The sequence below is a fragment of the Pseudooceanicola marinus genome, from assembly GCF_002786295.1.
In the GTDB taxonomy this organism is placed as follows: Bacteria; Pseudomonadota; Alphaproteobacteria; order Rhodobacterales; family Rhodobacteraceae; genus Pseudooceanicola; species Pseudooceanicola marinus.
Genome location: NZ_PGTC01000024.1, coordinates 118,695 through 142,392, shown reverse-complemented (window position 1 = coordinate 142,392; position 23,698 = coordinate 118,695). Strand labels below are relative to the sequence as shown.

25 protein-coding genes are annotated in these 23,698 nt (G+C 66.8%); 11 read left to right on the top strand and 14 right to left on the bottom strand.

The genetic code is table 11. The features are described 5' to 3' along the window. The first annotated feature begins 2 nt into the window (after window positions 1–2). Genes CVM50_RS18415 through CVM50_RS18395 form a run of 5 tightly spaced genes read left to right on the top strand, consistent with a single transcriptional unit; the run spans window position 3 to window position 3,214 of the window. On the top strand, window positions 3–713 hold the full coding sequence (locus tag CVM50_RS18415) for a flagellar hook-basal body complex protein (protein ID WP_085888827.1): 711 nt from the start codon (window positions 3–5) through the stop codon (window positions 711–713). Window positions 714–744: 31 nt separating this feature from the next. Further along, entirely contained in the window at window positions 745–1,530 is a 786-nt protein-coding gene (gene flgG, locus CVM50_RS18410; protein ID WP_085888826.1) for a flagellar basal-body rod protein FlgG, read from the top strand. Beyond that, the gene (flgA, locus tag CVM50_RS18405; protein ID WP_100148545.1) at window positions 1,530–1,964 is read left to right on the top strand and encodes a flagellar basal body P-ring formation chaperone FlgA; all 435 of its coding nucleotides are present in this window, start codon (window positions 1,530–1,532) and stop codon (window positions 1,962–1,964) included. Before flgG ends, flgA begins: the two co-directional genes overlap by 1 nt. Continuing rightward, window positions 1,961–2,704, top strand: a complete 744-nt coding sequence (flgH, locus tag CVM50_RS18400; protein ID WP_085888825.1) for a flagellar basal body L-ring protein FlgH — start codon at window positions 1,961–1,963, stop codon at window positions 2,702–2,704. The genes flgA and flgH overlap by 4 nt, the downstream gene beginning before the upstream one ends. Before the next feature lie 9 nt (window positions 2,705–2,713). Then, window positions 2,714–3,214 (top strand): flagellar basal body-associated FliL family protein, encoded by a 501-nt coding sequence (locus tag CVM50_RS18395; RefSeq protein WP_085888824.1) that lies wholly within the window; start codon window positions 2,714–2,716, stop codon window positions 3,212–3,214. A 340-nt stretch (window positions 3,215–3,554) separates the two neighbouring features. Here CVM50_RS18395 and CVM50_RS18390 read toward each other — a convergent pair whose 3' ends face one another. From CVM50_RS18390 to CVM50_RS18345, 9 genes are all read right to left on the bottom strand, one after another. Continuing rightward, window positions 3,555–4,019, bottom strand: a complete 465-nt coding sequence (locus CVM50_RS18390; protein WP_085888823.1) for a hypothetical protein — start codon at window positions 4,017–4,019, stop codon at window positions 3,555–3,557. Continuing rightward, window positions 4,019–5,107, bottom strand: a complete 1,089-nt coding sequence (locus tag CVM50_RS18385) for an EscU/YscU/HrcU family type III secretion system export apparatus switch protein (RefSeq protein WP_085888822.1) — start codon at window positions 5,105–5,107, stop codon at window positions 4,019–4,021. Before CVM50_RS18385 ends, CVM50_RS18390 begins: the two co-directional genes overlap by 1 nt. Window positions 5,108–5,120: 13 nt before the next feature. Continuing rightward, window positions 5,121–5,885 (bottom strand): flagellar biosynthetic protein FliR, encoded by a 765-nt coding sequence (locus CVM50_RS18380; RefSeq protein WP_085888821.1) that lies wholly within the window; start codon window positions 5,883–5,885, stop codon window positions 5,121–5,123. Beyond that, window positions 5,878–7,971 (bottom strand): flagellar biosynthesis protein FlhA, encoded by a 2,094-nt coding sequence (gene flhA / locus CVM50_RS18375; protein ID WP_085888820.1) that lies wholly within the window; start codon window positions 7,969–7,971, stop codon window positions 5,878–5,880. The genes CVM50_RS18380 and flhA overlap by 8 nt, the downstream gene beginning before the upstream one ends. Before the next feature lie 304 nt (window positions 7,972–8,275). Continuing rightward, window positions 8,276–10,123 (bottom strand): hypothetical protein, encoded by a 1,848-nt coding sequence (locus CVM50_RS18370; RefSeq protein WP_085888819.1) that lies wholly within the window; start codon window positions 10,121–10,123, stop codon window positions 8,276–8,278. 610 nt (window positions 10,124–10,733) lie between these two features. Beyond that, window positions 10,734–11,606: a flagellar motor stator protein MotA gene (gene motA / locus CVM50_RS18360; protein WP_085888817.1), complete on the bottom strand. Its 873-nt coding sequence runs from the start codon at window positions 11,604–11,606 to the stop codon at window positions 10,734–10,736. A gap of 42 nt (window positions 11,607–11,648) precedes the next feature. Next, window positions 11,649–12,314: a MotE family protein gene (locus CVM50_RS18355; RefSeq protein WP_232618297.1), complete on the bottom strand. Its 666-nt coding sequence runs from the start codon at window positions 12,312–12,314 to the stop codon at window positions 11,649–11,651. Window positions 12,315–12,321: 7 nt separating this feature from the next. Continuing rightward, a complete protein-coding gene (locus CVM50_RS18350; protein WP_085888816.1) occupies window positions 12,322–12,672 on the bottom strand; it encodes a hypothetical protein in 351 nt (116 codons plus the stop codon). Between the two features lie 24 nt (window positions 12,673–12,696). Then, window positions 12,697–13,194, bottom strand: coding sequence for a flagellar basal body-associated FliL family protein (locus CVM50_RS18345; RefSeq protein WP_085888815.1), 498 nt, complete (start codon window positions 13,192–13,194; stop codon window positions 12,697–12,699). Window positions 13,195–13,325: 131 nt separating this feature from the next. Here CVM50_RS18345 and fliF point away from each other — a divergent pair, with 131 nt between their 5' ends. The 4 genes from fliF to fliP all read left to right on the top strand — a co-directional run bounded on the left by fliF (window position 13,326) and on the right by fliP (window position 17,147). Next, window positions 13,326–14,930, top strand: coding sequence for a flagellar basal-body MS-ring/collar protein FliF (fliF, locus tag CVM50_RS18340; RefSeq protein ID WP_085888814.1), 1,605 nt, complete (start codon window positions 13,326–13,328; stop codon window positions 14,928–14,930). Continuing rightward, window positions 14,927–15,523: a FliH/SctL family protein gene (locus tag CVM50_RS18335; protein ID WP_085888813.1), complete on the top strand. Its 597-nt coding sequence runs from the start codon at window positions 14,927–14,929 to the stop codon at window positions 15,521–15,523. The genes fliF and CVM50_RS18335 overlap by 4 nt, the downstream gene beginning before the upstream one ends. After that, window positions 15,516–15,797 (top strand): FliM/FliN family flagellar motor switch protein, encoded by a 282-nt coding sequence (locus CVM50_RS18330; protein ID WP_085888812.1) that lies wholly within the window; start codon window positions 15,516–15,518, stop codon window positions 15,795–15,797. Before CVM50_RS18335 ends, CVM50_RS18330 begins: the two co-directional genes overlap by 8 nt. Before the next feature lie 663 nt (window positions 15,798–16,460). Then, entirely contained in the window at window positions 16,461–17,147 is a 687-nt protein-coding gene (fliP, locus tag CVM50_RS18325; protein ID WP_085888964.1) for a flagellar type III secretion system pore protein FliP, read from the top strand. A gap of 172 nt (window positions 17,148–17,319) precedes the next feature. Here the strand turns inward: fliP and CVM50_RS18320 are convergent, their stop codons facing one another. Both CVM50_RS18320 and trhO read right to left on the bottom strand, forming a co-directional pair. Further along, the gene (locus tag CVM50_RS18320) at window positions 17,320–17,871 is read right to left on the bottom strand and encodes a chloramphenicol phosphotransferase CPT family protein (protein ID WP_085888811.1); all 552 of its coding nucleotides are present in this window, start codon (window positions 17,869–17,871) and stop codon (window positions 17,320–17,322) included. Window positions 17,872–17,875: 4 nt separating this feature from the next. Further along, window positions 17,876–18,787 carry an oxygen-dependent tRNA uridine(34) hydroxylase TrhO gene (gene trhO / locus CVM50_RS18315; RefSeq protein ID WP_085888810.1) on the bottom strand — a complete coding sequence of 304 codons (912 nt, stop codon included), beginning with the start codon at window positions 18,785–18,787 and terminating at the stop codon, window positions 17,876–17,878. Between the two features lie 203 nt (window positions 18,788–18,990). On the opposite strand from trhO, the gene pncA reads away from it, so the two are divergent. Then, window positions 18,991–19,587 (top strand): bifunctional nicotinamidase/pyrazinamidase, encoded by a 597-nt coding sequence (gene pncA / locus CVM50_RS18310; RefSeq protein WP_085888809.1) that lies wholly within the window; start codon window positions 18,991–18,993, stop codon window positions 19,585–19,587. Window positions 19,588–19,660: 73 nt separating this feature from the next. Here the strand turns inward: pncA and CVM50_RS18305 are convergent, their stop codons facing one another. Further along, complete coding sequence (locus CVM50_RS18305) at window positions 19,661–20,359, bottom strand: hypothetical protein (protein ID WP_085888808.1); 699 nt, start codon at window positions 20,357–20,359, stop codon at window positions 19,661–19,663. A gap of 329 nt (window positions 20,360–20,688) precedes the next feature. Here CVM50_RS18305 and pncB point away from each other — a divergent pair, with 329 nt between their 5' ends. After that, the gene (gene pncB, locus CVM50_RS18300) at window positions 20,689–21,981 is read left to right on the top strand and encodes a nicotinate phosphoribosyltransferase (protein ID WP_085888807.1); all 1,293 of its coding nucleotides are present in this window, start codon (window positions 20,689–20,691) and stop codon (window positions 21,979–21,981) included. 204 nt (window positions 21,982–22,185) lie between these two features. Here the strand turns inward: pncB and arfB are convergent, their stop codons facing one another. Together arfB and CVM50_RS18290 are read right to left on the bottom strand one after the other, a co-directional pair. Then, window positions 22,186–22,599, bottom strand: coding sequence for an alternative ribosome rescue aminoacyl-tRNA hydrolase ArfB (arfB, locus tag CVM50_RS18295; RefSeq protein WP_085888806.1), 414 nt, complete (start codon window positions 22,597–22,599; stop codon window positions 22,186–22,188). A 392-nt stretch (window positions 22,600–22,991) separates the two neighbouring features. Then, a complete protein-coding gene (locus CVM50_RS18290) occupies window positions 22,992–23,636 on the bottom strand; it encodes a queuosine precursor transporter (RefSeq protein WP_085888805.1) in 645 nt (214 codons plus the stop codon). Between the last annotated feature and the right edge of the window lie 62 nt (window positions 23,637–23,698).

Below are 23,698 nucleotides of genomic sequence, written 5' to 3'. Positions count from 1 at the left end.
CCATGGAAAACGCCACCTACACCACGCTGACCCGCCTTTCGGGCCTGTCGCGCGAGATGGACATCATCGCCAACAACATCGCCAATGCCGCCACCACCGGGTTCCGCAGCGAGGAGATGATCTTCTCCGAATATGTGCAGGGGATTGAGGCCGGGCCGTCGATCTCCATGGCGCAGGGCAATATCCGCTGGGTCGAATACACCCAGGGCACGCTGACGCCCACGGGAGGTCGGCTGGATTTCGCGATCGAGGGGGACGGGTTCTTCCTGGTGCAGACGCCGCAGGGCGAACGGCTGACCCGGGCGGGCAGTTTCGCCACCTCCAACGCGGGCGACCTGGTCACCCATGATGGCTACCCGGTGCTGGATGCCGGCGGCGCGCCGCTGTTCATTCCCCCCGCTGCCGAGATCGGCCTGGGCCGGGACGGGACGATCACCGCCGACGGTCAGCCGGTGGGCCAGCTGGGGGTCGTCAGCCCTGTGGCCGCCGACCGGATGCAGCGTGAAAGCGGCACGATGTTCCGCGCCGACGAGGGTTTCGACGCGGTCGAGGCGCCGCGCGTGCTTCAGGGCTTCCTGGAGGCGTCGAACGTCAACCCGGTCTCGGAGGTGGCGCGTATGATCACCGTCCAGCGCGCCTATGAACTGGGGCAGAGCTTTCTCGAACGAGAAGATGACCGAATTCGCAACCTGTTGAAAACCCTCGCCCGCTAGGCTGTCGCCATGACACGGAAAGGATGACGCAATGAGAGCGTTGAAAATCGCCGCCACCGGTATGGCCGCGCAGCAGATGCGGGTGGAAACCATCTCGCAGAACCTCGCGAACATGTCGACCACGGGCTACAACGCCCGCCGGGCCGAGTTCGCCGACCTGCATTACCAGCAGTTCGCCCGCGCCGGCACGGTCAATGCCTCGGACGGGACGGTCCTGCCCACCGGGATCCAGCTGGGCCTCGGGGTGCGCCCGACCTCGGTCAGCATGCTGCTGGCGCAGGGGCCTTCGGGCGCCACGGGTGGGGATCTGGATATCGCGATCGAGGGGCGCGGCTATTTCGAGGTGACCCTGCCCTCGGGCCAGGCCGCCTATACCCGCGATGGCGGGCTGAAGCAGACGGGCGAAGGGCTGATCGTCACCTCGGACGGCTACCCCGTCGCGCCGGAGATCACGATCCCCGAAGATGCGCGCTCCATCTCGATCAATGCCGATGGGGAGGTCTATGCCTTCTTCAACGACGCGACCCAGCCGCAGCTTCTGGGCCAGTTCTCGCTGGCCGGTTTCACCAATCCCAAGGGCCTGGAGGCGATCGGCTCGAACCTCTTCGTCGAAACCGAGGCCTCGGGGGCTGCGGTTATCACCACGCCTGGCCTCGACGGGCTGGGCGCCCTGCGCCAGCGCTATCTGGAGGAAAGCACCGTCGATCCGGTGCGCGAGATCACCGAGCTGATCGAGGCGCAGCGCGGTTATGAGCTGAACTCCAAGGTGATTTCGGCCGCGGATCAGATGCTGGGTGCGACGGCGGCCGTGCGCTGATGACCGGGTCGCCGCGGATATTGGCCGGGCTGTGTCTGGCGCTTTGCCTGACCGGAACGGCGGTTCGGGCCGAGACGCTCGTGGCGGCGCGCAACCTGCGACCACAGACGGTACTGACGCCCCTCGATATCGCCCTGCGCGACATCCAGGTGCCTGGCGCGCTGACCTCCGCCGATGGCGTGGTGGGCATGGAAACCCGCGTCACCATCTACGCGGGACGCCCCATCCTGCCGGGCAACCTCGGTCCGCCGGCCCTGGTGGAACGCAATGGCATCGTCAGCCTGACCTATGACCGGGACGGGCTGCTCATCACTGCCGAAGGCCGCGCCCTTGGCCGCGGGGGCGCCGGAGAGACGATCCGCGTGATGAACCTCTCGTCCCGGCAGACGATCAGCGGCCGGATCCAGCCTGATGGAAGTGTGAAAGTGCAATGACCCGTTCCCTGCTGCCCCTCGCCCTTGCCGCACTGGCCCTGTCGGGCTGCATCGACCGGTCTCATCTGGGCAAACCGCCGAATTTCTCTCCGGATATACATACGCCTGAGTATCGCGCGATGATGGATCCGGCCCGGAAGGGGGCCGATCTGGTGTATTCTCCATACGGCAATGAACTGCCGGAGGCCTCTCTCTGGCGGCGCGACCGTGGGTCCCTGCTGGGTGACCGGCGCGCGATGAGCGAGGGCGACATCCTGACTGTCGTGATCGAGATCGACGAAAGTGCTGCGATCTCGAACTCCACCGACCGTTCGCGCTCCGGGGCCAACAACCTTGGCGTGCCGCAACTTCTGGGCATTCCCCAAAGGCTGAGCGGGCTGCTGCCCGACGGGGCCTCCTACGACAACGCGGTCTCGGTCGACAGCACGTCGTCGCATTCCGGCGATGGCTCCGTCAGCCGCAACGAGCAGCTGACCCTGCGGGTCGCCGCGACGGTGGTCGACGTGCTGCCCAACGGGGTGCTGGCAATCTCCGGCAACCAGGAGGTGAGGGTCAACTTCGAACTGCGCGAACTGCTCGTGTCGGGCTATGTCCGGCCCGAGGATATCTCGCGCCAGAACGAGATCACCTATGACAAGATCGCCTCCGCCCGTGTCAGCTACGGCGGGCGCGGCCAGATCACCGACATGCAGCAACCGCGCATCGGCCAGCAAGTGCTGGATCGCGTGCTGCCGTTCTGAGGCGGACCGATGAAAAAACTCCTCCCAATCCTGCTGATTGTCCTGGGGATCGGTGGCGGCGCCGGCGCCGGTCTGATGCTGCGTCCCGCGCCCGAGGCGCCGGCCGAAGATGGCGCGGAGGGCATGGAGGCGCCTGCCGAAGAGATGGCGGAGCCCACGGCCGCGCCGCCGGAGGAGGAGTTGACCGATCGGGAGTACGTCAAGATGAACAACCAGTTCATCATCCCGGTCATCACGGATGAGAAGATCGGTGCCCTGGTCGTGATGTCGATCAGCCTGGAGGTGGAGCTGGGGGGCCAGGAACTCGTCTACGCGCGGGAGCCGAAGCTGCGCGACGCCTTCCTGCAGGTCATGTTCGACCATGCCAACGTGGGGGGATTCGACGGGGCCTTTACCAATTCCAACAACCTGGACGTGCTGCGCGCGGCGTTGTTCGGCGTGGCGCGAAAGGTTCTGGGGCCGACCGTGTCGGATGTATTGATCACCGACATCGCCCGTCAGGATGCCTAGCCAAGACGCTCTGGCCCACGAACGCCGGCCTGTCCGGTCCGCGCTCTCCTCATAGCCAGACCTTGCTGCGGCCCTCATCGAAACAGGCCTGTCCAAGTCCTTTGGCATTGAATACTCGGCGTCGTCGGCCGGTCAGGGGTGCCGCGAGGGTCCCGGCTTGATCGAACACCTGACATAGGCTTGGCGTCGGTTCGGGAGCAGCAAACCCGCGATTTTCAGAGCTTGAGATCAGGCGCCCGAAGTTGGCATCATCACCCCGCCCCGGAATGACCGAGGCGCGGCAGGGGCCCGATCGGGCCTCCTCCGAAATGGGGCGTCCCCTGTCGCGATCCTCTTCTGGTTAGTTGAGGCGATCCTGCCGGGCGCGGCCCTTCAATAGAACAGCCAGATCCTGAAGCCCCGCCAGCTCGCGGGCCAAGGCCGCGCGGCGATCCACGCTGAGGCTGGCACCATGGAGCCGGGCGGCGATATCGCGGCGCCCCAATGCGCGGGTCAGCTGGCCCATGCGCTCGCTCTTGTCGGCCAGGACGAGGGCAAGTTCGGCCTGCAGGTTGCTGCGACGGGTGGAGATCCAGTCGCGCCAGGCGCGGTCCTGACCGTCGGCAAAGGTCAGATCGCTTCCCGACAGCTCGTCGACCTGGTCGAGGAACCGGTCCGCCGCGCGTTTCTCCAGCGCCTCAAGCGACAGGCGCAACTGGCGTTCGCGTGCAGCGATCCGGCGCAGCTGCATAAGCTCGGTCTCGAAGGCCATGGAGGTTGCTTCGGCGATGGGTTCCAGCGCCTTTGTCTTTCGGGAGAGGGGCATTAAATCGTTCCTTTCGCTTTGCGCCGCATCTGGTCCGCGAAACGGATCGCGGCCGCGACGGCGCGGTAGTCGGCCGGGGCGATCTGCGCTCCGACCTCGGTTTCTGCATGAAGGCGGCGGGCCGTGGGCGGATCGCTGTGAATCGGCACGCCCGCCTCGGTGGCGATGCGGCGGATGGCCAGGGCGACCTCGTCCACACCCTTGGCGACACAGACGGGCGCGCTGCCCGGGCTGCGGTCCCAGGCCAGAGCGACCGCGTAGTGGCTGGGGTTCACGATGACGACATCGGCGCGCGGCACATCGGCCATCATCTGCGCCCTTGCGATCTGTTCACCGCGGGCGCGGCGCTGTTGCTTCATGTAGGGGTCGCCCTCGGAGTCCTTCACCTCGTCACGGATTTCCTTGTCGGTCATGCGGTTGCGGCGCATGTGCTCGGCCCGTTGCCAGAGCACGTCGATGCCGCCGATGATCAGCGCGATGACAAAGACGAGGGAGAGGAACTCGACACAGAGCCGGGCCAGGGTTGCCACGGCGATTCCCGGTTCCAGCAGAAGGGTTTGCGCCATCTCGGGCAGCTTGGCCGAGACGAAGAGGAACAGCACGAGCGAGTAGATGAGCAGTTTCGCGAAGCTCTTGAAGAACTCGAACAGGCCAGTGCGGCCGAACTTGTTGCCGGCGTTCTTGATGATCGAGATGCGTGAGAGTTTCGGGCGCAGTTTTTCGCCCGAGACGACGAAGGCGCGCTGCGCGATGATCGTGGCCAGGGCAGCCACGGCGGGGGCGACGAAAAAGGGCAGGATGGCCAGGGTGACCGCGCCCATCAGGCCGCCGGTGATCGTGGCGCCGGGGCCGTCGAAGAAGAGCGGGGCCAGGGCCTCTGGGCGGTCGACGAGGGTCTGCATCGTGGCCCCCAGCCCCGGCAGGGCCGCGGGGCCCACGGCCATCGCGGCGAGGCAAAGCCCGCCGTAGGCCGCGGCCGTCGACAGGTCGTTCGAGCGGGGCACCTCACCCTTCTCGCGGGCCTTGTCCAGCTTGCGCTGTGTCGGCTCATGCGGTTTCTCGCCGCTTTGCTGTTCGCTTTCCGCCATCTCCGCCCCCCGCTCAGAACGGGGCCAGGAGGAAGCCGAACAGCCCCTCGGCCCAGGTTGTCAGCAGCGTCTGCGCCAGCAATAGCAGAAGGGCGATGCCGCCGAAGGTGATGACCGGGGCGCCGACGAAGGCCACCATCAGCTGTGGCATCGCGCGGTTGATGACGCCGAGGGTCAGGTTGTAGATGACCGAGATGATGATGAAGGGGGCGGCCAGGGAAAACGCCAGGCGGAAGACCCGGGCGACCAGCGCCGTGCCCCATTGCGCGAGGTCCGCCGCTGCCGGCCAGCTGCCGGCCGGCATCGCCTCGTAGGAGATCAGCAGGTAGAGCACCGCGTGCACGTGCAGCCCGAGGATCATCGCCAGGGCCAGGCCGCCGACCACCAGGATGTTGCCGATGGCGGGCATTGGTTCGATCACCATCGGGCCCAGGATCTGGCTGAGCGAGGTAGCCTGGGCGATCATCGATCCCGTGGTTTGCAGCGCCAGCAGGAACAGTCGCAGGCCCACGCCGAGGGCGAGACCGGCGACGGTTTCGGTGCCGAGGAAATGGGCCAGCGCGCCGAGGCTAGGCGGTGTCGGCGGCAGGGCGGGCCGGGCCGAGAGGACGATCGCGGTGAGGGCGAGGGCGATCGCCAGCTTGATCCGCATGGGCACCGACTGTTCCCCGAAGCCCGGCAGGAAGGAGGTGACCGCAGCGACCCGCAGGAAGACGATCAGCGCCGCCCAGCCCTGGGTACGGATCATGGCCAGGGCCTCTGCTGCGGCCTCATTCATCGGCGGGCACCACAGAAATGAGGGCTGGGCGGGCGTCTATGCCGATCTCCTCGAAGGACAACACCGGGTTGGTGATGCCACGCGCCGTCAGGGCCATGCGCAAGAACCGGCGCCGCTGCGTGGAGGTGATCAGCGCCGGGTGGATGCCCTGCTCGGAGGCCTCCGACAGGGCTGTGGAGATCGCCGTGACCAGGCGGTTGAAGATGTCGGGCGGCAGCGCCACGTCGACGACACCGCGGTCCCGTTCCATCTGGTAAGTGGCAAAGATGTCTTCCCATTCCGGCGCCAGTTGAATCAACGGCACGGTGCCGTCCTCGCGCCTGAGGTCGGCAATCAGCTGGAACCCCAGGCGGTGGCGGACGTGTTCGCAGATGGCTTCGGGCTGCTGGGTGACCTGGCGCAGTTCCCCGACCGCCTCCAGGATCAGGGGGAGGTTGCGGATCGACACCTGTTCGCCGACCAGGAGACGCAGCACCTGATGCAGCAGATCCAGCGGCACCTTGTCGGGGATCAGCTCATCCAGCAGCTTGCGGTTGGCCTCGGCTCGCCGCGCATCGGTGAGGTTCGTCATCTCCTCCAGCAGGCGGCGCAGGGACCTCATCGTCAGCAGGCGGGCGAAGTTGCGCTTGATGGTTTCCAGCAGGTGGGTCGCGAGGACCTCGGTCGGGGTGACCAGCGTCAGACCGGAAAGGGCGGCGTCATCCTGGGCTGACTGGTCGATCCAGCGGGCGGGGGCGCCGTAGACCGGCTCCTTCACCTCCTCACCGGCCGGGCCGCCGCGTCCGTCGGTCAGGGCCAGCACGCGAGAGGGGCGCAGGATGGCGCGGGCCTGTTCGACCCCCTGGATGCGAATGACGTAGCTGCCCGAAGGCAAGGCGGGATCGTCCGTGAGCCGGATCTCGGGCAGGATCAGCCCGTAGCTCTCCGCCACGTGAAGGCGCATGTTCTCGATCCGCGCATCCAGGCCGGTGCCGGGATCCAGCACCATGTTCACCAGATCGGGGGCAAACTCGACGTGGATGTCGTCGAGGTCCAGCGTGTCGCCGAGCGATTTCTGGCGCGCCTTGGGGGCCGCGTCCTCCGGATCCTTCGCGGCTTCTTCCGCGCGGGTCCGTGCCTGGCGCACGGCCGCCGCCGCGCCGGCCAGCACCAGCCCGCCCAGGACGAAGGGCACGAAGGGCAGCCCAGGCACAAAGCCGAAGAGCAGCATCAGGACCGCGACGGTTGCCAGCGCCGCGGGGTGACGACCCAGTTGGCCCATCAGGGCCATGTCGGTGGCGCCGATGGCCCCGCCGCGGGCCAGCAGAAGCGCGGAGGCGATGGAGATGATGACCGCCGGGATCTGCGTCACCAGCCCGTCGCCCACCGTGAGAATTGCATAGGTTTCAAAAGCATCGCCCAGGGGCATGCCGTGGACAATCACCCCCATCAGCAGCCCGACCACAAGGTTCAGCAGCGTGATCAGGAGACCGGCAACCGCATCGCCCTTGACGAACTTGGACGCCCCATCAAGCGAGCCGAAGAAGGTCGTTTCCAACTGTTCCCGTTCACGCCGTTCCTTGGCCTGGATGTGGTCGATGGCGCCCGCCGACATGTCGCTGTCGATCGCCAGCTGTTTGCCCGGCATGCCGTCCAGTGCGAAGCGCGCGCCGACCTCGGCCATGCGGGCGGCGCCCTTCGTGATCACCATGAAATTAACGATCAGCAGGACGCCGAAAACCACCAGGCCAAGAAAGACCGACCCCGACATGACGAAATCGGCGAAACCCTGGATCACATCGCCGGCGGCATTCGTTCCCGTATGTCCTTCGCCGATGATCAGTTTGGTAGAGGAGACGTTCAGCGACAGCCGCAGCATGAGGGAGGCCAGCAACACCGTCGGGAAGGCGGAGAAATCCAGAGGTTTCTCGACAAAGAGCGTGACGGTGAAGATCAGGATGGCCAGGGCGAAACTGGCCGCCAGCCCGACATCCAGGATGAAAGCGGGAACCGGCAGGATCATCATCACGATGATCGCCATCAGCGCGAGAGCCAGCAGGATCGTTGGCTGGAACAGCGGGCGGGACTGGGATGCGGCAGCGGTCATTCGGACCTGTTTCCTGCGGGGGCGGCCCCCGGCCATTCTGGCAAAGTGTGTTCCGACGTTTATTCCGCGAAATGGTTGAGGCTTCGCAAAGATCTGCATGGCGCTGCGGGAAGCGGCATCATGTCAGGCAAAGGACGCATGAACCTGCCGTGCGGTGTCGTCATCAAAGCCGAGGGGACGCCGGGACGAAGACAACCGGGTTTGGCCGTGCCGCACCGGAGGCCAGACTGGTCTCCGCCTGCCGGTGATTTTCATTCCGGTCGCCGCCTCGCGGGGAAACGCTGCGGCTTGCGGGTGAAGTGGTTCAGGGGTCGACCTGATCAGGCACGTTCAGCGTCGACAGCAGGTCGCGCAGGGCCGAACGTGTCTCGTCGCTCTGATCCAGAACCTCCCGGCTGGCGGCCAGGGTCGGCGGACCAAGTTCGGGCAGATCCACCGGTGTTTGCTGAACCACCTCGGCAAGGCGCGCCTTCTCTGCCTGGGCGTCTGCCAGCGCCTGCCAGTCGCGCGCCAGCCAGGCCGCCTCGATCGCTGCCTCCGCCTCGCCCGCAGCGGAATAGAGGGCTCGGGCGGTCGCAAAATCCTCGCGCGCGAGGCGGGCGGCCGCGCGGAGCTTGTCCGCCGCAGCGCTCGACAGGCCTTCCAACTCGGCCTCGGCCTTGCGCGGCAGGTTCATGTCCAGCGCGACCTGCGCAAGCAGCAGGCGGCGCGCATCTTCCGCGTCTGATCTCGCCGGCGGGGCGTCGACCAGAAGCTCGTCTGCGGTCTCCGGCAGGCCCAGGTCCAGCAGCCGTGCCGCCAGGGCGTTGGTGGCGTCAGGACTTGCTGTTTCGGCCATTTCAGGCCCTTGGGCGAAATAGAGGCGCGTGAAGATGGCGTCGCTGGCGGTCGAGGCCAGGCCTTCGGCCAGGGCATCGGTCAATTCAGCCCGGGTGTCCTCATCGAAACGGTCACGCTCGCTTTCGTACAGGGTGAAGGCGGCTGGAAAGTTCTCCAGCGCGGCCTGGGCCAGCACCTCGGCGCGGGCCAGGTCGGTCGCCAGCGGGCCATCGCGGTACTGGCTGCGGTAGCTTTCCAGAAGGCCGATGATCTCGGTGTCGACGCGGCCGTCATGGGCCAGGGTTTCATTGGTGTAGTGCAACAGCGCTTCGGGAGAGATGTCGCTGTTGCTGGCGATCAGTGGCGCGAAGTCGGCGCGATTGGGCGGGCCGTCGCCACTGGCCAGCTTGGCAGCGGCCAGGGCCTGCCGCGCCGAGGTGTCCAGCAGGTCGCGTTCCACGATCCGCAGGACGTCCCGGGCGAAATCCTCTTCTTTCGCCGCCATGAAACGATTGGCCAGCAAAGGCGCGGTGACCGCCTTGAGCGCCCCGGGCATTGCCATCAGGCTGCGTTTGATCGCGGCGGCATCAAAGTCGCTGCCAGGGGGGATCGTGTCCGGCGCCAGCGCGGCCCAGAGCGCGGCATCGGTGTTGCAGGTCAGGCGCCCGTCGAAGGGGCTGGGCTCAGGGTCGTGGCCATATTCGAGAATTCGCGCGACCGAGGCCATTTCCGCCGCTTCCAGTGGCGGTTGCTGCACCGTATCCAGCACCTGCCGCGCCTCGGCTCCGAATCCGTGGGAGAGATAGAGCTGCGCCAGCGCGTGATATGCGGCGACATCGTCACGGTCGAACTCTCCTGTCAGGGCGGCGCGCAGCCGGGCAAGTTCGCGCAGGAAATCCAGGTCCTCGATGGCGACCAGCGGTGGCATGTGCAGGGCACAGGGATTCCCGGACAGGATGATGCGGTCATCGCCGCCGGCATTCTCCGGCGCGAAGGTGCTGGGGGTGGCTGCCAGCCCCGGGTCGGGGCTGATGCCATCGGCCAGGATGCCGGTGACCTGGCGCTGTGCCTCGCTCAGCGCGGCAGCCTGGCGCGCGTCGGGGGCCAGCAGCCCCTCGGTTGCGGCACTGCCGATGGCGGCCAGCAGGCTCTCTTCCAGCTCCCGTGTCAGGCGTGCGGTCTCCGGGTTTGGGACGGGAAGCGCGGTCAGGGTCTCGACTGTCTCCGCGACATCCTCGCGCCCGGGCGGGCCTTGCGGCAGATCGACCGGCGACAGGCGGAGGGGAGCTCCGTCTGCGGCTGGTTCGGTCTGTGGTGGAGGTGCGCCGGGCACCCGGGCCGAGGCGTTCCGTGGTGGCGCGGCGGCCGCTATGGAGACCGGCCCGGGGCGCAATGGATCGACGGGGGGCAGGCCGAAAGTGAAGGGCGCCGGGGTGGCGTCCGGTGGTGGGCTTCGCTCGGGCAGGCCGGCGATCAGGGGCTTGGGCTCTGGCGCCTCCGGTCGGTCGGGAGCCGGGCCGGGCAGCGGAGGGTCCTCTGTGAGGGGGGGGCGTCGAGAATGTCGAGGATCATCAGGTTTCCGGAGGTGACGGAGGTTTCGACCGGGCAATCGCAGGCCAGGTCGAGGCGCAGCGCCGGCCCCTGTTGCAGGGTCACGGCCGTCAGGCGATCACGCCCGATCCTGTCAAAGACCCGCGAGGTGTCCACCGGACCCATCGGGCCGGAGAAACGCAGAATCGCGCGTCCGGGCTGTGCCTCCACCGACGGAGCTGTGCCTTCAGGCAGTGGCAGGGTCAGCCGAGTGAAATTGGCATGATCGCCGGATCTTAGAATGGCCTGGGCGTGGGCGCCGCCTGACAGGGCCAGGAGAACGAGAGCGGCCAGCCCCAGAAGGACCGGCGCGCGCCGTTTCCGGCGAGATGGAGGAGGGGAGACTTGTCGCCTCATGCGGCCCCGCTGCTTTTCACGTCCTTCAGTGCCTCTTCCAACTCGGAGAAGCTGGGTCGGCAATGGGATGGCGTGTTCTGGCGCCCAACCTCGATGCAGATGTTGGTGGCGTGATTGTGCAGGTTGGCCACCAGGACCTCACGGATCAGCTGGTAGAAATGCGCATCGTCGTCGATCACGGTTTTCAGCCGTCCGGCGAAGGGGCCGACAAAGCCGTAGGCTAGGAACACCCCCAGGAAGGTGCCGACCAGGGCGCCGCCGATCATCCCACCCAGCACCTCGGGCGGCTGATCAATGGCGGCCATCGTCTTGATCACCCCCAGCACCGCGGCAACGATGCCAAGCGCCGGAAGCGCGTCGGCCATCGCCTGCAGGGCGTGGCTGGAATGCTGGGCGTGGTGGGCGTTCGCCTCCATCCGCTTTTCCAGCACTTCTTCCACCTGGTGAGGGTCATCGTAGTTCATCGAAGCGGAGCGCATCGTGTCGCAGATCAGCGCGATCGCTTCCTTGTCGCTGAGGATGCGTGGGTATTTGGAGAAGATCGACGAATTCTCGGGATCCTCGATATGCTCCTCGATTGCCACCGGGTTCTGCCTGGCCAGGCGGATCAGTTCGAAGAGCAGGCACAGCAGGTCGCGGTAATCGTCATGCTTCCACTTTGGGCCCTTGAAGACCTTGCCGACATCTTTCAGCGTGTGTTTCACCGCCGCCATGTCGTTGGAGATCAGGAAGGCGCCGACCGCCGCACCGCCGATCATCATCATCTCGAAGGGAAGCGACTTGATGATGATGCCCATCTTGCCGCCGGCCAGGATATAGCCGCCGAAAACCATGGCGAAGATGACACCGATGCCGACAAAACCGATCATTTCTGCTGCCCCGATTCCACTAGTCGGCCCTCACGCTAGGGGTCATTCCTTTGGAACCGATGAATTTCGGCCCGCCAGGATCACGCTGATCGCATAGGCCCTTTCAGACGACAGCCCCGCCATGACCGCGGCTGCGGCTGCGGGCTGCATCCGGGCCAGGAAGCCAGCGGAAAACTCCGGGTCCATGGTTTCGAACAGGGCGGCGGCCTGTTTCGGCTTCATGCTTTCGTAGACGGCGGTCAGTTGACCAAGGTCGTTCTCCGCGGCGCTGTCTGCCAGCGCCAGGGTCGCGCGCAGGGCGGATTCGGCTTCTTCGAGCTGGGCCAGCTTCTTCTCGATTTCCTCATCCGCGATGGCCAGCGCAGTCATTCGGTCGCGCAATTGCGTCTCGCGTTGCGTCAACCGCGCTTCGCGCGCCTCGAAGGCCTCCAGCATGGCCTCAATCTCGGGCGGCTGATCGCAGCCTGCGGCGGCGACGGTGTCGCCGATCGTGGGCAAGTCCGGACCGTCCAGCGCCATGACTTGGTCCGAGTGGAGGGCCACACGTATCACCGCCGAGGTCAGCAGGAGCCCGGCGATCAGCGCGAGTGTTCCGCGCCGGGGGCGCGCCCGGCGGCGCTTGCGTCCGCCCGCTGGTGCTGTGGCGCCTAGGGCGCCTTTGGCGCGCTTGCGCCCGTCCGGGACGCCCGGTTTCGCTGCTTTGGCCATGGCGACCTCAATGCGTCTCGTTGTGGCGGGCGAAGACCGCAGGGGCCTCGTCCTGCGCCTGTTTCTGCGCGGCAACCTCCAGGTCATGCATCGAGGCCACCAGCAGCTCGAGCCGTTTGGCGACCCCCTCGGCACGATCCGTCAGTTGTTGCAGTGAGGCGCTCGACTCGCCGGCGGCGCCCTGGGCCGATTGCAGGGTCTTCGACAGGTCGTCGACCTGCGCCGACAGCACGGCCACAGCTCCGCCGACGCCGTTTTCCAGGTCGTTGAAACGGGACAGGCGACGGGCCAGGATATAGCAGTAGAACCCGGCCCCCAGAGCGCCGGCGACCAGCAGGATATCGGCGATCAGTTCCATGGCTTCAGCTCCATTCCGGTCTCCTCAGTTCAGTACAAATTCCACGATCAGCAGGTCGCTGACTGCGTCCGGTCCGGTGATCACCTGGATTCGGCGCAGCATCTGAGCGCGGATCCGCACCAGGGTCGCCGGGTCCTCCAGATCTTCCATCCGCAGGGCGCGCAGGTAGCCGTTCAGCACGTCGACGATGCGCGGCAGGACCTTGCGCACATTGTCTTCCTGGTTGCTGGGCACCTCGATATTGGCGGTGAACCGCAGGTGCCGGCCTTCCGAGGCGCGGCCCAGCGAAATCGTCATCGGATCGAGCGCGATGAAGGCAACGTCAGGTGCGACGAAGGGCTTCGTCGCCTCGGCCCCGGCGCCCGCCATCTCGGCCTCGTCGCTGCCCAGGATCATGCCGCTGTAGATCGCGAAAAAGGCCCCGCCACCGCCGCCGAGCGCCAGCACCAGCGCCAGGATCAGCGGCAGCTTCGACGCCTTCTTCGGCGCCTCTTCCTCGATCTCTGTTGTGGCCTCGGCCATGGGCTCCGGACCCCTCCGTCGGAAAACTCGTCAGGGAGGTTTTAGCGCTCAGGCACTAACCGATTATTAAGCCCGTTCGGCCCATTAAGGGGCAGACACCGGCAGAAGGCCGGATGGACGGGAGAGATGGTTTGCAACAGCTTCTGACGCTTTGGAGCAACCTGGATATGCGGCGCCGGGTGACGGCGATCCTGGCGGCGATGGCCATGTTCGCCGCCGTGCTGGGGCTGGCGAATCTGGCCTCGAAACCCTCGTTGTCGCTGCTGTATTCGGGCCTGGAAAGCGGCCAGGCGGGGGAAATCGTGCGCGCGCTGGACCAGCGTGGCGTGGTCTATGACGTGCAGGGCGGGTCGATCTATGTCGAGGGCGCGCGCCGGGATGAGCTGCGCATGACGTTGGCCTCCGAAGGGCTGCCGCGCAATTCCTCGCAGGGGTATGAGCTGCTCGACAACCTGTCGGGATTCGGCACCACCAGCCAGATGTTCGATGCCGCCTACTGGCGGGCGAAGGAGGGGGAGCTGGCGCGCACCATCGCCGCCTCGCCGCAGATCGCGGCGGCGCGCGTCCATATCGCCCACCAGGGCGCCACCCCCTTCCAGCGGGACCTGAAGCCGACCGCGTCGGTGGCGCTGACCGCCTCGGGCGAGGTCTCCGCCGCCCAGGCGCGCGCGCTGCGCTATCTGGTGGCTTCTGCCGTGGCCGGGCTGGATCCCGATGACGTGGCGGTGATCGACGATTCGGCTGAGCTTATTGGCCTGGCGGATGAAGCCACCGGCTCGACCACCGCGCAGGACCGCGCGGAGGAGCTGAAGCAGAAGGTGCAACGCCTGCTGGAGGCGCGCGTGGGCCTGGGCAATGCCGTGGTCGAGGTCGCGGTGGAAACGGACAACGAAAGCGAGTCGATCCGCGAGCGACGCTTCGATCCGCAGGAGCGTGTGGCGATCTCCACCGAAACGGAGGAGGCGAGCAATACCTCGCAGAACTCCGGCAGCGGCGATGTAACCGTGGCCTCCAACCTGCCGGATGGCGACGGCGAGGGCGGCGGCACCTCTTCCTCGCAGCAGAGTGAGACGCGGGAGCGGGTGAACTACGAGGTGTCGGAGTTGAATCGCGAGGTGCTGCGCGCCGCCGGGGCGATCCGGCGGCTGACGGTGGCGGTGCTGGTCAATGGCACCGAAATTGAGGGCGCCGACGGCACCGCTGTTTTCGAGGACCGGCCCGAGGCCGAGCTGGAGGCGCTGCGCGATCTGGTGGCGTCGGCCGTGGGGTTTGACGAGGCGCGGGGCGACGTCATCACCATAAAGTCGATGCAGTTCGAACCTGTGGCCGAGCTGGGCACCCTGGCCGCGCCCGGGTTGTTCGACCAGATCCATATCGACGTGATGTCGCTGATCCAGATGGCCGTCCTGGCGGTCGTGGCGCTGATCCTCGGTCTCTTTGTTGTCCGCCCGCTTCTGGCGCGGGGCGCCGAAGTACCGCTGCTGACGGCCGGCGACGGGGAGGCCCCGCTGGACGGGGAAATCGACGACGACTACGAGCTGCCGGAGCTTCCGGGCCTTGGCGGCTTCGGGGGCGATGACGATGGCGGCGGCTTCCCGATGATGGCCGATTTCGATGGCGGCGGTGGTGCTGAGGATGATCCGGTGGCCAAGCTGCAGGCGTTGATCGAGGACCGCCGCGACGAGACGATGGAGATCCTGCGCTCCTGGCTGGAAGAGGATGAGGAGCGGGCATGAAACCCATCGCCCGCATCCTGGAGGATTTCGGCCGGCCCGACGCCACTGCGCCGCCGGGCCTGTCAGAGGAGGAGTTGGAGACGATCCGCCTCGAAGCCTTCGAGAACGGCTACAAGGCCGGCTGGGATGATGCGGCCAAGGCTGGGCGGGAGGAACAGGCGCATATCGGCGCCGATCTGGCGCGCAATCTGCAGGACCTCTCCTTCACCTATCACGAGGCGCATTCGCACATGCTCGCCTCGGTGAAGCCGTTGCTGCAGGAGATCGTCGGGAAGATCCTGCCGGAGGCGGCACGGGACACCCTGGGCCTGCGGGTTGCCGAGCAACTTGAGGCGCTGGCCCGCGAGCGGTCCGCCACGGCGGTGGAGATTTCGGTGGCCCCCGAAAACCGGGCGGTGGTCGACGGGCTGGCAGAGCAGGACTTCGGCTTCCCGGTGCGGGTGCAAAGTGATGACACCCTCTCCGAGGGGCAGGTCTTTCTGCGGTTCGGAGAGGAGGAGACGGAGATCGACCTGGGCGCGGTGACGGATGGCATCCGCGACGCCCTGGCCGGGTTCTTCGCGGAGCAGGAAAGGATGGAACACCATGGATGACAGCGCCGAGACCCCGAGCCGGGGGAACCCCTTCACCGTGGTCCCGATCGAGATCACGATCTCGGTTGGCAAGGCCCGTCCGCTGATCCGCGATCTGCTGAAGCTGACGCGCGATTCCGTGCTGCCGCTTGACCGTCGGGTCGAGGATCCGGTGGAGCTCTACGTTGGCGACCGGCTGATCGCCCGGGGAGAGCTGGAGGAGATGGAGGGTGACAATGCCGGTCAGCTGGCCGTGCGCCTGACCGAGGTTTCGGACCTGTCGGGGGAGCTCTAGGTCATGGCAGAGGGGCGCAGACGGCGCCACTTTCCACGCCGCGCCACGACCGGGGAGCTGATCGGCGGCGCTGCCAGGTGCGGGTCGATCACGGTGGGGCCTTGGTACGGCCTGCATGCCGCCCTCGGACGGAGGCCGTCATGCCGCCCGCCTGTAACGCAGCGGAGGAGGGCAGCGCACGCGGGGCGGCCCATGTCGCCCTGGCGTCAGGTATTGTCCGTCGTGACGAGACGCGACATGCGCTCACCGCCGGTCGACACGGGAGGCAGCGACGTCGCCTCGGCCAAACCGGCTTTTGCGCGGGTGGAGAGGCCATTGGCCTGCTGCACAGAGCTCCGGACGCCGCCGCCAGGCGCGGCGTCGCCGGCATGGGATCTGAGGCCGGCGCGGGGAACCGTTTGCGCTTCGCAGACAGATCCGAAGGCCTGCGCTCCGGTCGAAGCTCTCTACGCGGCCCCTCGCCGGGGCAGGCTGGGCGGTTTCGCCGACTCGAAAGCCTCGCCCTGCCACCGGCCCGCACTCGTGATGCCGCGCCGGCCCGCAGTCGGTGCTGACCCCGCGACCGGTGCAAAACAGACCCTTGCCCGAGTGTCCTGCCCGGCGCGTCGCCCGATCTTGTCCCCAGGCTTCGCCTGCCTGCCTCTGCTGCTGGCCCTGCTGGTCATGGGTGGCCCGGCCGGAGCCCAGGATCTGACGCTGGACCTGGGTGAGGGCAGCTCGCTTTCGGCGCGCGGGATCCAGATGATCCTGCTGATCACGGTGCTCAGCCTGGCGCCAGGCATCCTGATCACCATCACCTGCTTCCCCTTCCTCGTCACCGTCCTGTCGATCCTGCGCCAGGCGCTCGGGCTGCAACAGGCGCCGCCCAACATGCTGATCGTCTCGCTGGCGCTGTTCCTGACCTGGTTCATCATGGAGCCGGTGATGACCGAAAGCTGGTCGGCGGGCATCTCCCCTCTGATCGAGGAACGGCTGACAGTCGAAGAGGCCCTGCCGCGCGCCGTCGATCCCTTCCGCGGCTTCATGGCCAACCGCATGGATGTGGACACCTTCGAGGCCATGGCCGCCCTGCGCCCCGATGCCGACCAGATCGAGACCGGGCCGGAGGCGCCGCTGTCGGTCCTGATCCCGTCGTTCATGCTGTCCGAGATCGCCCGCGCCTTCCAGATCGGTTTCCTGCTGTTCCTGCCCTTCCTGATCATCGACCTGGTGGTGGCGGCGGTGCTGATGTCGATGGGGATGATGATGGTGCCCCCGGCGATCGTGTCGCTGCCCTTCAAACTGTCCTTCTTCGTCATCGCCGATGGCTGGACACTGCTGGCCTCCAGCCTGGTGCGCAGCTATGGCTGAGCGTCGGCATGGTGGAGCGTAACCCCGCGTCCGGTCCCCTATGCGCCGGACCGCGCGGGGGCTGATCCGGGACGGGTGGGAAAGGCGGCGCACATTCACTGCCGCTGGGTGGCAAACGGAAGACGGATCTCACACCGGCGACCCCCAGTGCCCTGCTTGGGCGAAGCGGCCGTCAGGGCCGGGGAGCGCCCCCGCGCGCGAAGACCGAACGGCGCGGTGCCTCGGCCAGGGCGGCGATCACCCGGGTCACGTTGACGTCGACACCGTCTAGGCTCTGCAACTCCAGGTCATAGGTCAGCCCGGTGTGGATAGTGCGGAAATCCTGCGCCGCGCTGCCGACCGGGCGGTCGCCCCGGGCGGCTTCGCGGGCTTCCAGCACCTCCAGCGGGCAATGCAGCGCGACGAAAAGCACGTCGTGCCCGGCCAGGATCCGTGTCAGATCGGCCAGCCAACCGGGTGTGTCCAGGATGTGCTCCAGGATCAGATCGTTGCCCGCCGCCGCATAGGCGCCCAAGCTGGCGTGGAACCCATCGAAGAAGGGCGCCCGCGCCGCCGTCCAGTCAAACTCGCCGGTGGCGAAACGGGCCAGCGGCAGCACCCCCGCATCACGCAGCTTGTCGATCGAGACATGCCACCAGGGGTCGGGAAGGGCCTGTTGCAGGGCCCGGGCCAGGGTGGATTTCCCCGCGCTGGACGCGCCATGCAGGAAGATCACCCGGGCCATGGTCCTAGTCGTCCAACTCGGTCAGGTGCTTCTCGCCACGCGCCTTGGCCAGGGCGATCTGCTTTTGCCGTTCGCGGAACCGGGCCTTGTCGGCCTCGGTCGTCTCGTCGATGCACAGGTGGCAGGACACGCCTTCCTCGTACTCGGGCCGGGCGCGGTCCTCGGGCAGGATCGGGCGGCGGCAGGCATGGCACAGGATATGCGGCCCTTCGGTCAGCCCGTGCCCCACGGAGACGCGCCGGTCGAAGACGAAACACTCGCCCTGCCAGGCACTGTCCTCCGCCGGCACCTCTTCGAGGTATTTCAGGATGCCGCCCTTCAGGTGGTACACATCCTCTATTCCCTGACCCATCAGGAAGTTTGTCGACTTCTCGCAGCGGATGCCGCCGGTGCAGAACATGGCGATGCGCTTGTTGTGGAACCGGTCCTTGTTTTCTTCCCACCAGGCGGGGAACTCGCGGAAGCTGACGGTCTGCGGATCCACCGCTCCTTCAAAGGTGCCGATGGCCACCTCGTAGTCGTTGCGGGTGTCGATGACGGCGACGTCGGGGCTGCGGATCAGCTGGTTCCACTCCGCCGGTTCGACATAGTGTCCGACGGCGGCCAGCGGATCGACATCCGGCTGGCCCATGGTGACGATCTCTTTCTTCAGCCGCACCTTCATGCGGGCAAAGGGGCGCTCGCTGGCGGTGGAGAGTTTCCATTCCAGGTCGGCACAGCCGGGCAGGGCGCGGATATGGGCCAGAACGGCGTCGATGCCGGCCGCGGAGCCGGCGATGGTGCCATTGACCCCTTCCCGCGCCAGCAGCAGCGAGCCGCAGATCTTCTCGCGCTCGCAAAGCGCCAGCAGGGGGCCGCGGATCGCAGCCGGATCATCGAAACGGGTGAAGTGATAGAGGGCGCAGACGGTGAACATGAGGCGCGGATTAGCGCCCCGCCGCCTGTCGGGCAAGGCCCCTGGCGCCCCTGCGGCAATAGCGCCCGTTTCACGGGCAGGGGCGGCAGCGCCCTGCCGGGTGCTGACCTATGGGCTGCGTGACCTGATTGACCCCCGCCGGGTCAGGGGCGAAGCTGCGCGCGAGATCGCGGGGCTGCCCGCGCCGCAGAAGGAGATATCCCATGACCGAGGCCCTCATCGTGATCGACGTGCAGAAGGACTTCTGCCCGGGCGGTGCCCTGGCCGTGGCTGAGGGCGATCAGATCGTCCCCGGCATCAACGCGCTGATGGTCGAAAGCCCGGTGGTGGTGCTGACCCAGGACTGGCACCCGGCGGGCCATTCCTCCTTTGCCTCCACCCACCCAGGGGCCGAGGTGATGTCGATGACCGAGATGCCCTATGGCCCGCAGGTCCTCTGGCCCGATCACTGCATCCAGGGCTCCGACGGGGCGAAATTTCATCCGGATCTGACCGTGGATCGGGCCGACCTGATCATCCGCAAGGGGTTCAACCCGGCGATCGACAGCTATTCCGCCTTCTTCGAAAATGACCACGTCACGCCCACGGGGCTGGAAGGCTACCTGCGCAGCCGCGGCATCACCGATCTGGTGATGGTCGGCCTCGCCACCGATTTCTGCGTCAACTACAGCGCGGTGGATGCGGCGAAACTGGGGTTCAAGGTGACGGTGCGGCGGGAGCTGTGCCGCGGGATCGACATGGACGGCTCGCTTGCCGCGGCCGAAACGGCCATGGCAGAGGCGGGCGTCATCCTCGCCTGATCCCGCGGCTCCGCGCCGCCCTTCCCCGTGAAACGGGGGTCCCATAAGGGCGGCAAGCGGGTCTCGGTGGCGGTCAGGGGCCCAGCCGGGCCGTGATCCGCGCCATGGCATGGGCGATTTCCACGCCCAGGCCGTTGTCCAGAATGTGCCAGATCGTCAGCGCCAGCATCCAGGCGACCAGGCCGGCCCCCAGGGCGCAGACCTTCTGCAGCGGGCTCAGCCGGGCCAGTTGCGCGCCGGTCCGGAGGGACAGCTGGCGAAGGCCGTTGCGTCGACGGCGGCGCAGGCGCGCCCGGGTCCGCATGGCCAGCTCACTCGGCGGGACCAGGTCCGGCGACATGTCCGGCGTGGGCGGCACGGGGTCGGAGGTCCTGCCGGCGAGGATCCCGACCGGCTGCGGCAACGGGCTGGCATTCAGGTAGCCATCGGTGAAATCGCTGATCGAGAAGCCGCCCCAGTTGCTGGTCCGCAGCCGCCCGCGCGAGGCGCGCAGGTTGGCGGCGAACCGGGCGATGGCGGCGTTGCGGGCCTCTTCGTCGATGGCGCGGAAGCGTCCCGGTGGCAGGTCGCTGACCCAGCTGGTCAGGCCGAAACCGGATTCCAGGAACAGCTCCTGCACTTCGCGATCCGCCGCTCGAAGGGCGTCGGCGACGCGCCGGTCGCGGAAAAGGGCGATCTGTTGTCCCGACAGATCGCCCTTGCGGCCCTCGGTACGGGCCTTCCTCTGCGCGGCCAGCGGCAGAACCGAATGCATGTCGAAATCATAGTTCATCGGGGGCATCCCCTCGGCGCCAGGTCGGAACAGGTCTGAAGCTGTGTCTTGGACCACCACTGGAAATAACGTGCTATTAACTGTGATCCCCTTGTCCGGTAGAATTGCGGCAACCCCGGGACACGACCGGGGCCGGTGCGGGGCCGTTTGGCGGCGGGTTGCGGGCCGGGTTTGGGCGGAAATCGGGCGGGAGTGCGGCGGGGGACGGACCCGCTGTCGGAGGTCAAGCCCCGGAACGGCCCGGACGCGCCGGGCGATCCGCCGTCCCGCCACCCTTGCATTCCAACCCCCTCCCCTGCTTTATCGTCCCGATATCCAGGGAGGGCCCCATGGTCGACATCGCAACCCGCGTCCACAATCACAAATGGAAGATCGACCCGATCGTCCGGTCCCTGATCGACACGGATTTCTACAAGCTGTTGATGTGCCAGTCGGTCTTCCGCAACAAGCCCGACACGACCGTCACCTTCTCTCTTATCAACCGCTCGGCCGACGTGCCCCTGGCCAAGATGATCGACGAGGGCGAACTGCGCGAACAGCTCGACCACGTGCGCTCCCTCTCGCTGACCCGCGGGGAGAGCACCTGGCTGCGCGGCAACACCTTCTACGGCAAGCGCCAGATGTTCCGCTCCGATTTCATGGAGTGGTTCGAGGGCATGCGCCTGCCGCCCTACACGCTGGAACGGCGCGGCGACCAGTACGAGCTGACCTTCGAGGGCAAGTGGCACGAGGTCATGCTGTGGGAGATCCCGGCGCTCGCCATCCTCATGGAGCTGCGCGGCCGCGCCGTGCTGCACCAGATGGGCAAGTTCGAGCTGGAGGTCCTCTATGCCCGCGCCATGGCGAAGCTCTGGGAGAAGATCGAGCGGCTGCGCGACCTGCCGGATCTGAAGATCGCCGATTTCGGCACCCGCCGGCGGCACAGCTATCTCTGGCAGGACTGGTGCGTGCAGGCGATGACCGAGGGGCTGGGCGAGGCCTTCATCGGCACCTCCAACTGCCTGATCGCCATGAAGCGCGACCTGGAGGCCGTGGGCACCAACGCCCATGAGCTGCCCATGGTCTATTCGGCCCTCGCCCCCGACGATGCGGCGCTGGCGCGTGCCCCCTATGACGTGCTGGCTGACTGGCACGAGGAGCATTCCGGTAACCTGCGCATCATCCTGCCCGACACCTACGGCACGGCGGGTTTCCTGAAGAACGCCCCCGACTGGCTGGCCGGCTGGACCGGCATCCGCATCGACAGCGGCGACCCGGCGACGGGGGCCGAGACGGCCATCGACTGGTGGAAAAGCCGCGGCGAGGACCCGACCGAGAAGCTGGTCATCTTCTCCGACGGGCTGGACGTGGAGAAGATCGAGGAACTCTCGCACCAGTTCCACGGCCGCGTGAAGGCCAGCTTCGGCTGGGGCACCCTGCTGACCAATGATTTCCGCGGCCTGGCGCCGAACGATGCCCTGGCGCCGTTTTCGCTGGTCTGCAAGGCGATTGCGGCGGACGGCCACCCGACGGTGAAGCTGTCGGACAACCCCGAGAAGGCCATGGGGCCGGAGAGCGAGATCGCCCGGTACAAGCGGGTGTTCGGGGTTGGGGAGCAGCAGCGGTTCGAGGTTGTGGTTTAGGATATACGGAGCAGCTTATTAGCTTATCGTGGCAGTCTCAGACTGTGCTCGTGTCTGGCTGTCTAGCGTATTCTATTGCTCATGGCGGTAGAAGAACTTCTCATCGCATTCCTTAGAGTAGGTGTCAATTCTTCGTTCCGGGGTGTCCACCGAATGGTGGATTTCACTCACCCTAGGCGCAAGCTTTCCCTCGTGAGGGGAAACTCACCTCTCCCACCCCCTCCCTTCCTTCACCTCGCTCCGCGCCTTCTTCGCCTCCACGCGCTTGCGCTTTTGGTTCTTCGACACCTTCGTCGGGATCCGGCGTTTCGGCACCACCGTCGCTTTGCGCACCAGCTCCGCCAGCCGTTCCCGCGCCAAGTCGCGGTTGCGGGCCTGGCTGCGCTCCTCCGAGACCTGGATCACCACCGCGCCGTCCTTGGTCCAACGCCGCCCGGCCAGCCGCCGCAGCCGACGTTTGACCGGCTCGGGCAGATTGGGCGACCGCTCCGCCTCGAAACGCAGCTCGACTGCGGTGGAGACCTTGTTCACGTTCTGGCCGCCGGGACCCGAGGCGCGGATGAATTGCTCCACCAGCTCCCAGTCCTCAATCGCGATCTGATCCGTGATCCGCAGCATTGCCAAACCTCTTCGCGCCCCGATGGCGCCCCGCTTTCATATGGCACGATCCGGCCGAAGCTCAAACCGGCGCCCCTCTCATCCGACAGCCCGAAATACTCTGGGGGGAATTGGGCCGGTACGGTCCAAGGGGGGCAAGGCCCCCAACCCCCGCGCCTGACCGCAACGGAAAAGGGCCGCTCCTTCGGCAGGAACGGCCCTCTCGAGATCAGGAGGTGGTTCGGTTAGGCGAACCAACCCGGAGTTTCAACGCCCGAGGGCTGCCTCAGACGTTCACCCTCCAGACTGTTCCGAACCCTTTCTCCAATACCTCAATAGACACTAGAGCACCTCCTTTCTGCTTGTTTCCGATACAGAAAGGGTGGCACGGAACTCGTTAACAACAAAACACTTTATGCAGGGCTTGCGGATTTTTTGCCCGTCAGCGCCCGGAAAGGCAGCAGGGCGACCAGCACCAGCGCCAGTTTCACCCCCCAGTCGGCCACGGCCAGAGAGACCCACAGCGGCACGGCGGGGCCGATGGTCATGAAGGGCACGCTTTCCCAGGCCCAGGAGATCTCCGCATCGGCGTTCGCACCGAAGATCGTGATGACCTGCGCGAAGCCGACGGTGAAGAAGATGGTGGTGTCCAGGGCAGATCCGATGATCGAGCTGACCAGAGGCGCGCGCCACCAGTTGCCCTGGCGCAGGCGGTCGAAGACGGCCACGTCGACCAGTTGCGCCACCAGGAAGGCCAGGGCCGAGCCCACGGCCACGCGCAGCGCCACGGCGGCGTAGGTGTAGCCGTCGCCCTGCAGCATGATCTGCGTGCCGATCAGGGAACAGAGGATTCCGGCGATGAAACCGGCCAGGATCACCCGCCGCGCGGCGGCCGGGCCGTAGAGGCGGTTCATCACGTCGGTGACGAGAAAGGCGAAGGGATAGGTGAAGGCACCCCAGGTCAGGAGGCCGTCGAGGATCAGGAACTGAACCAGGATATTGGAGGCCACGACGATCGCGGCCATGGCAAGAATGCCAGGGATATGGGTACGTTGCATGTCGTTTCCGTTTTTTAGACAAGGTCGCGGCGACTTGTTGCCCCGGGCGCGGGGCCACGGGA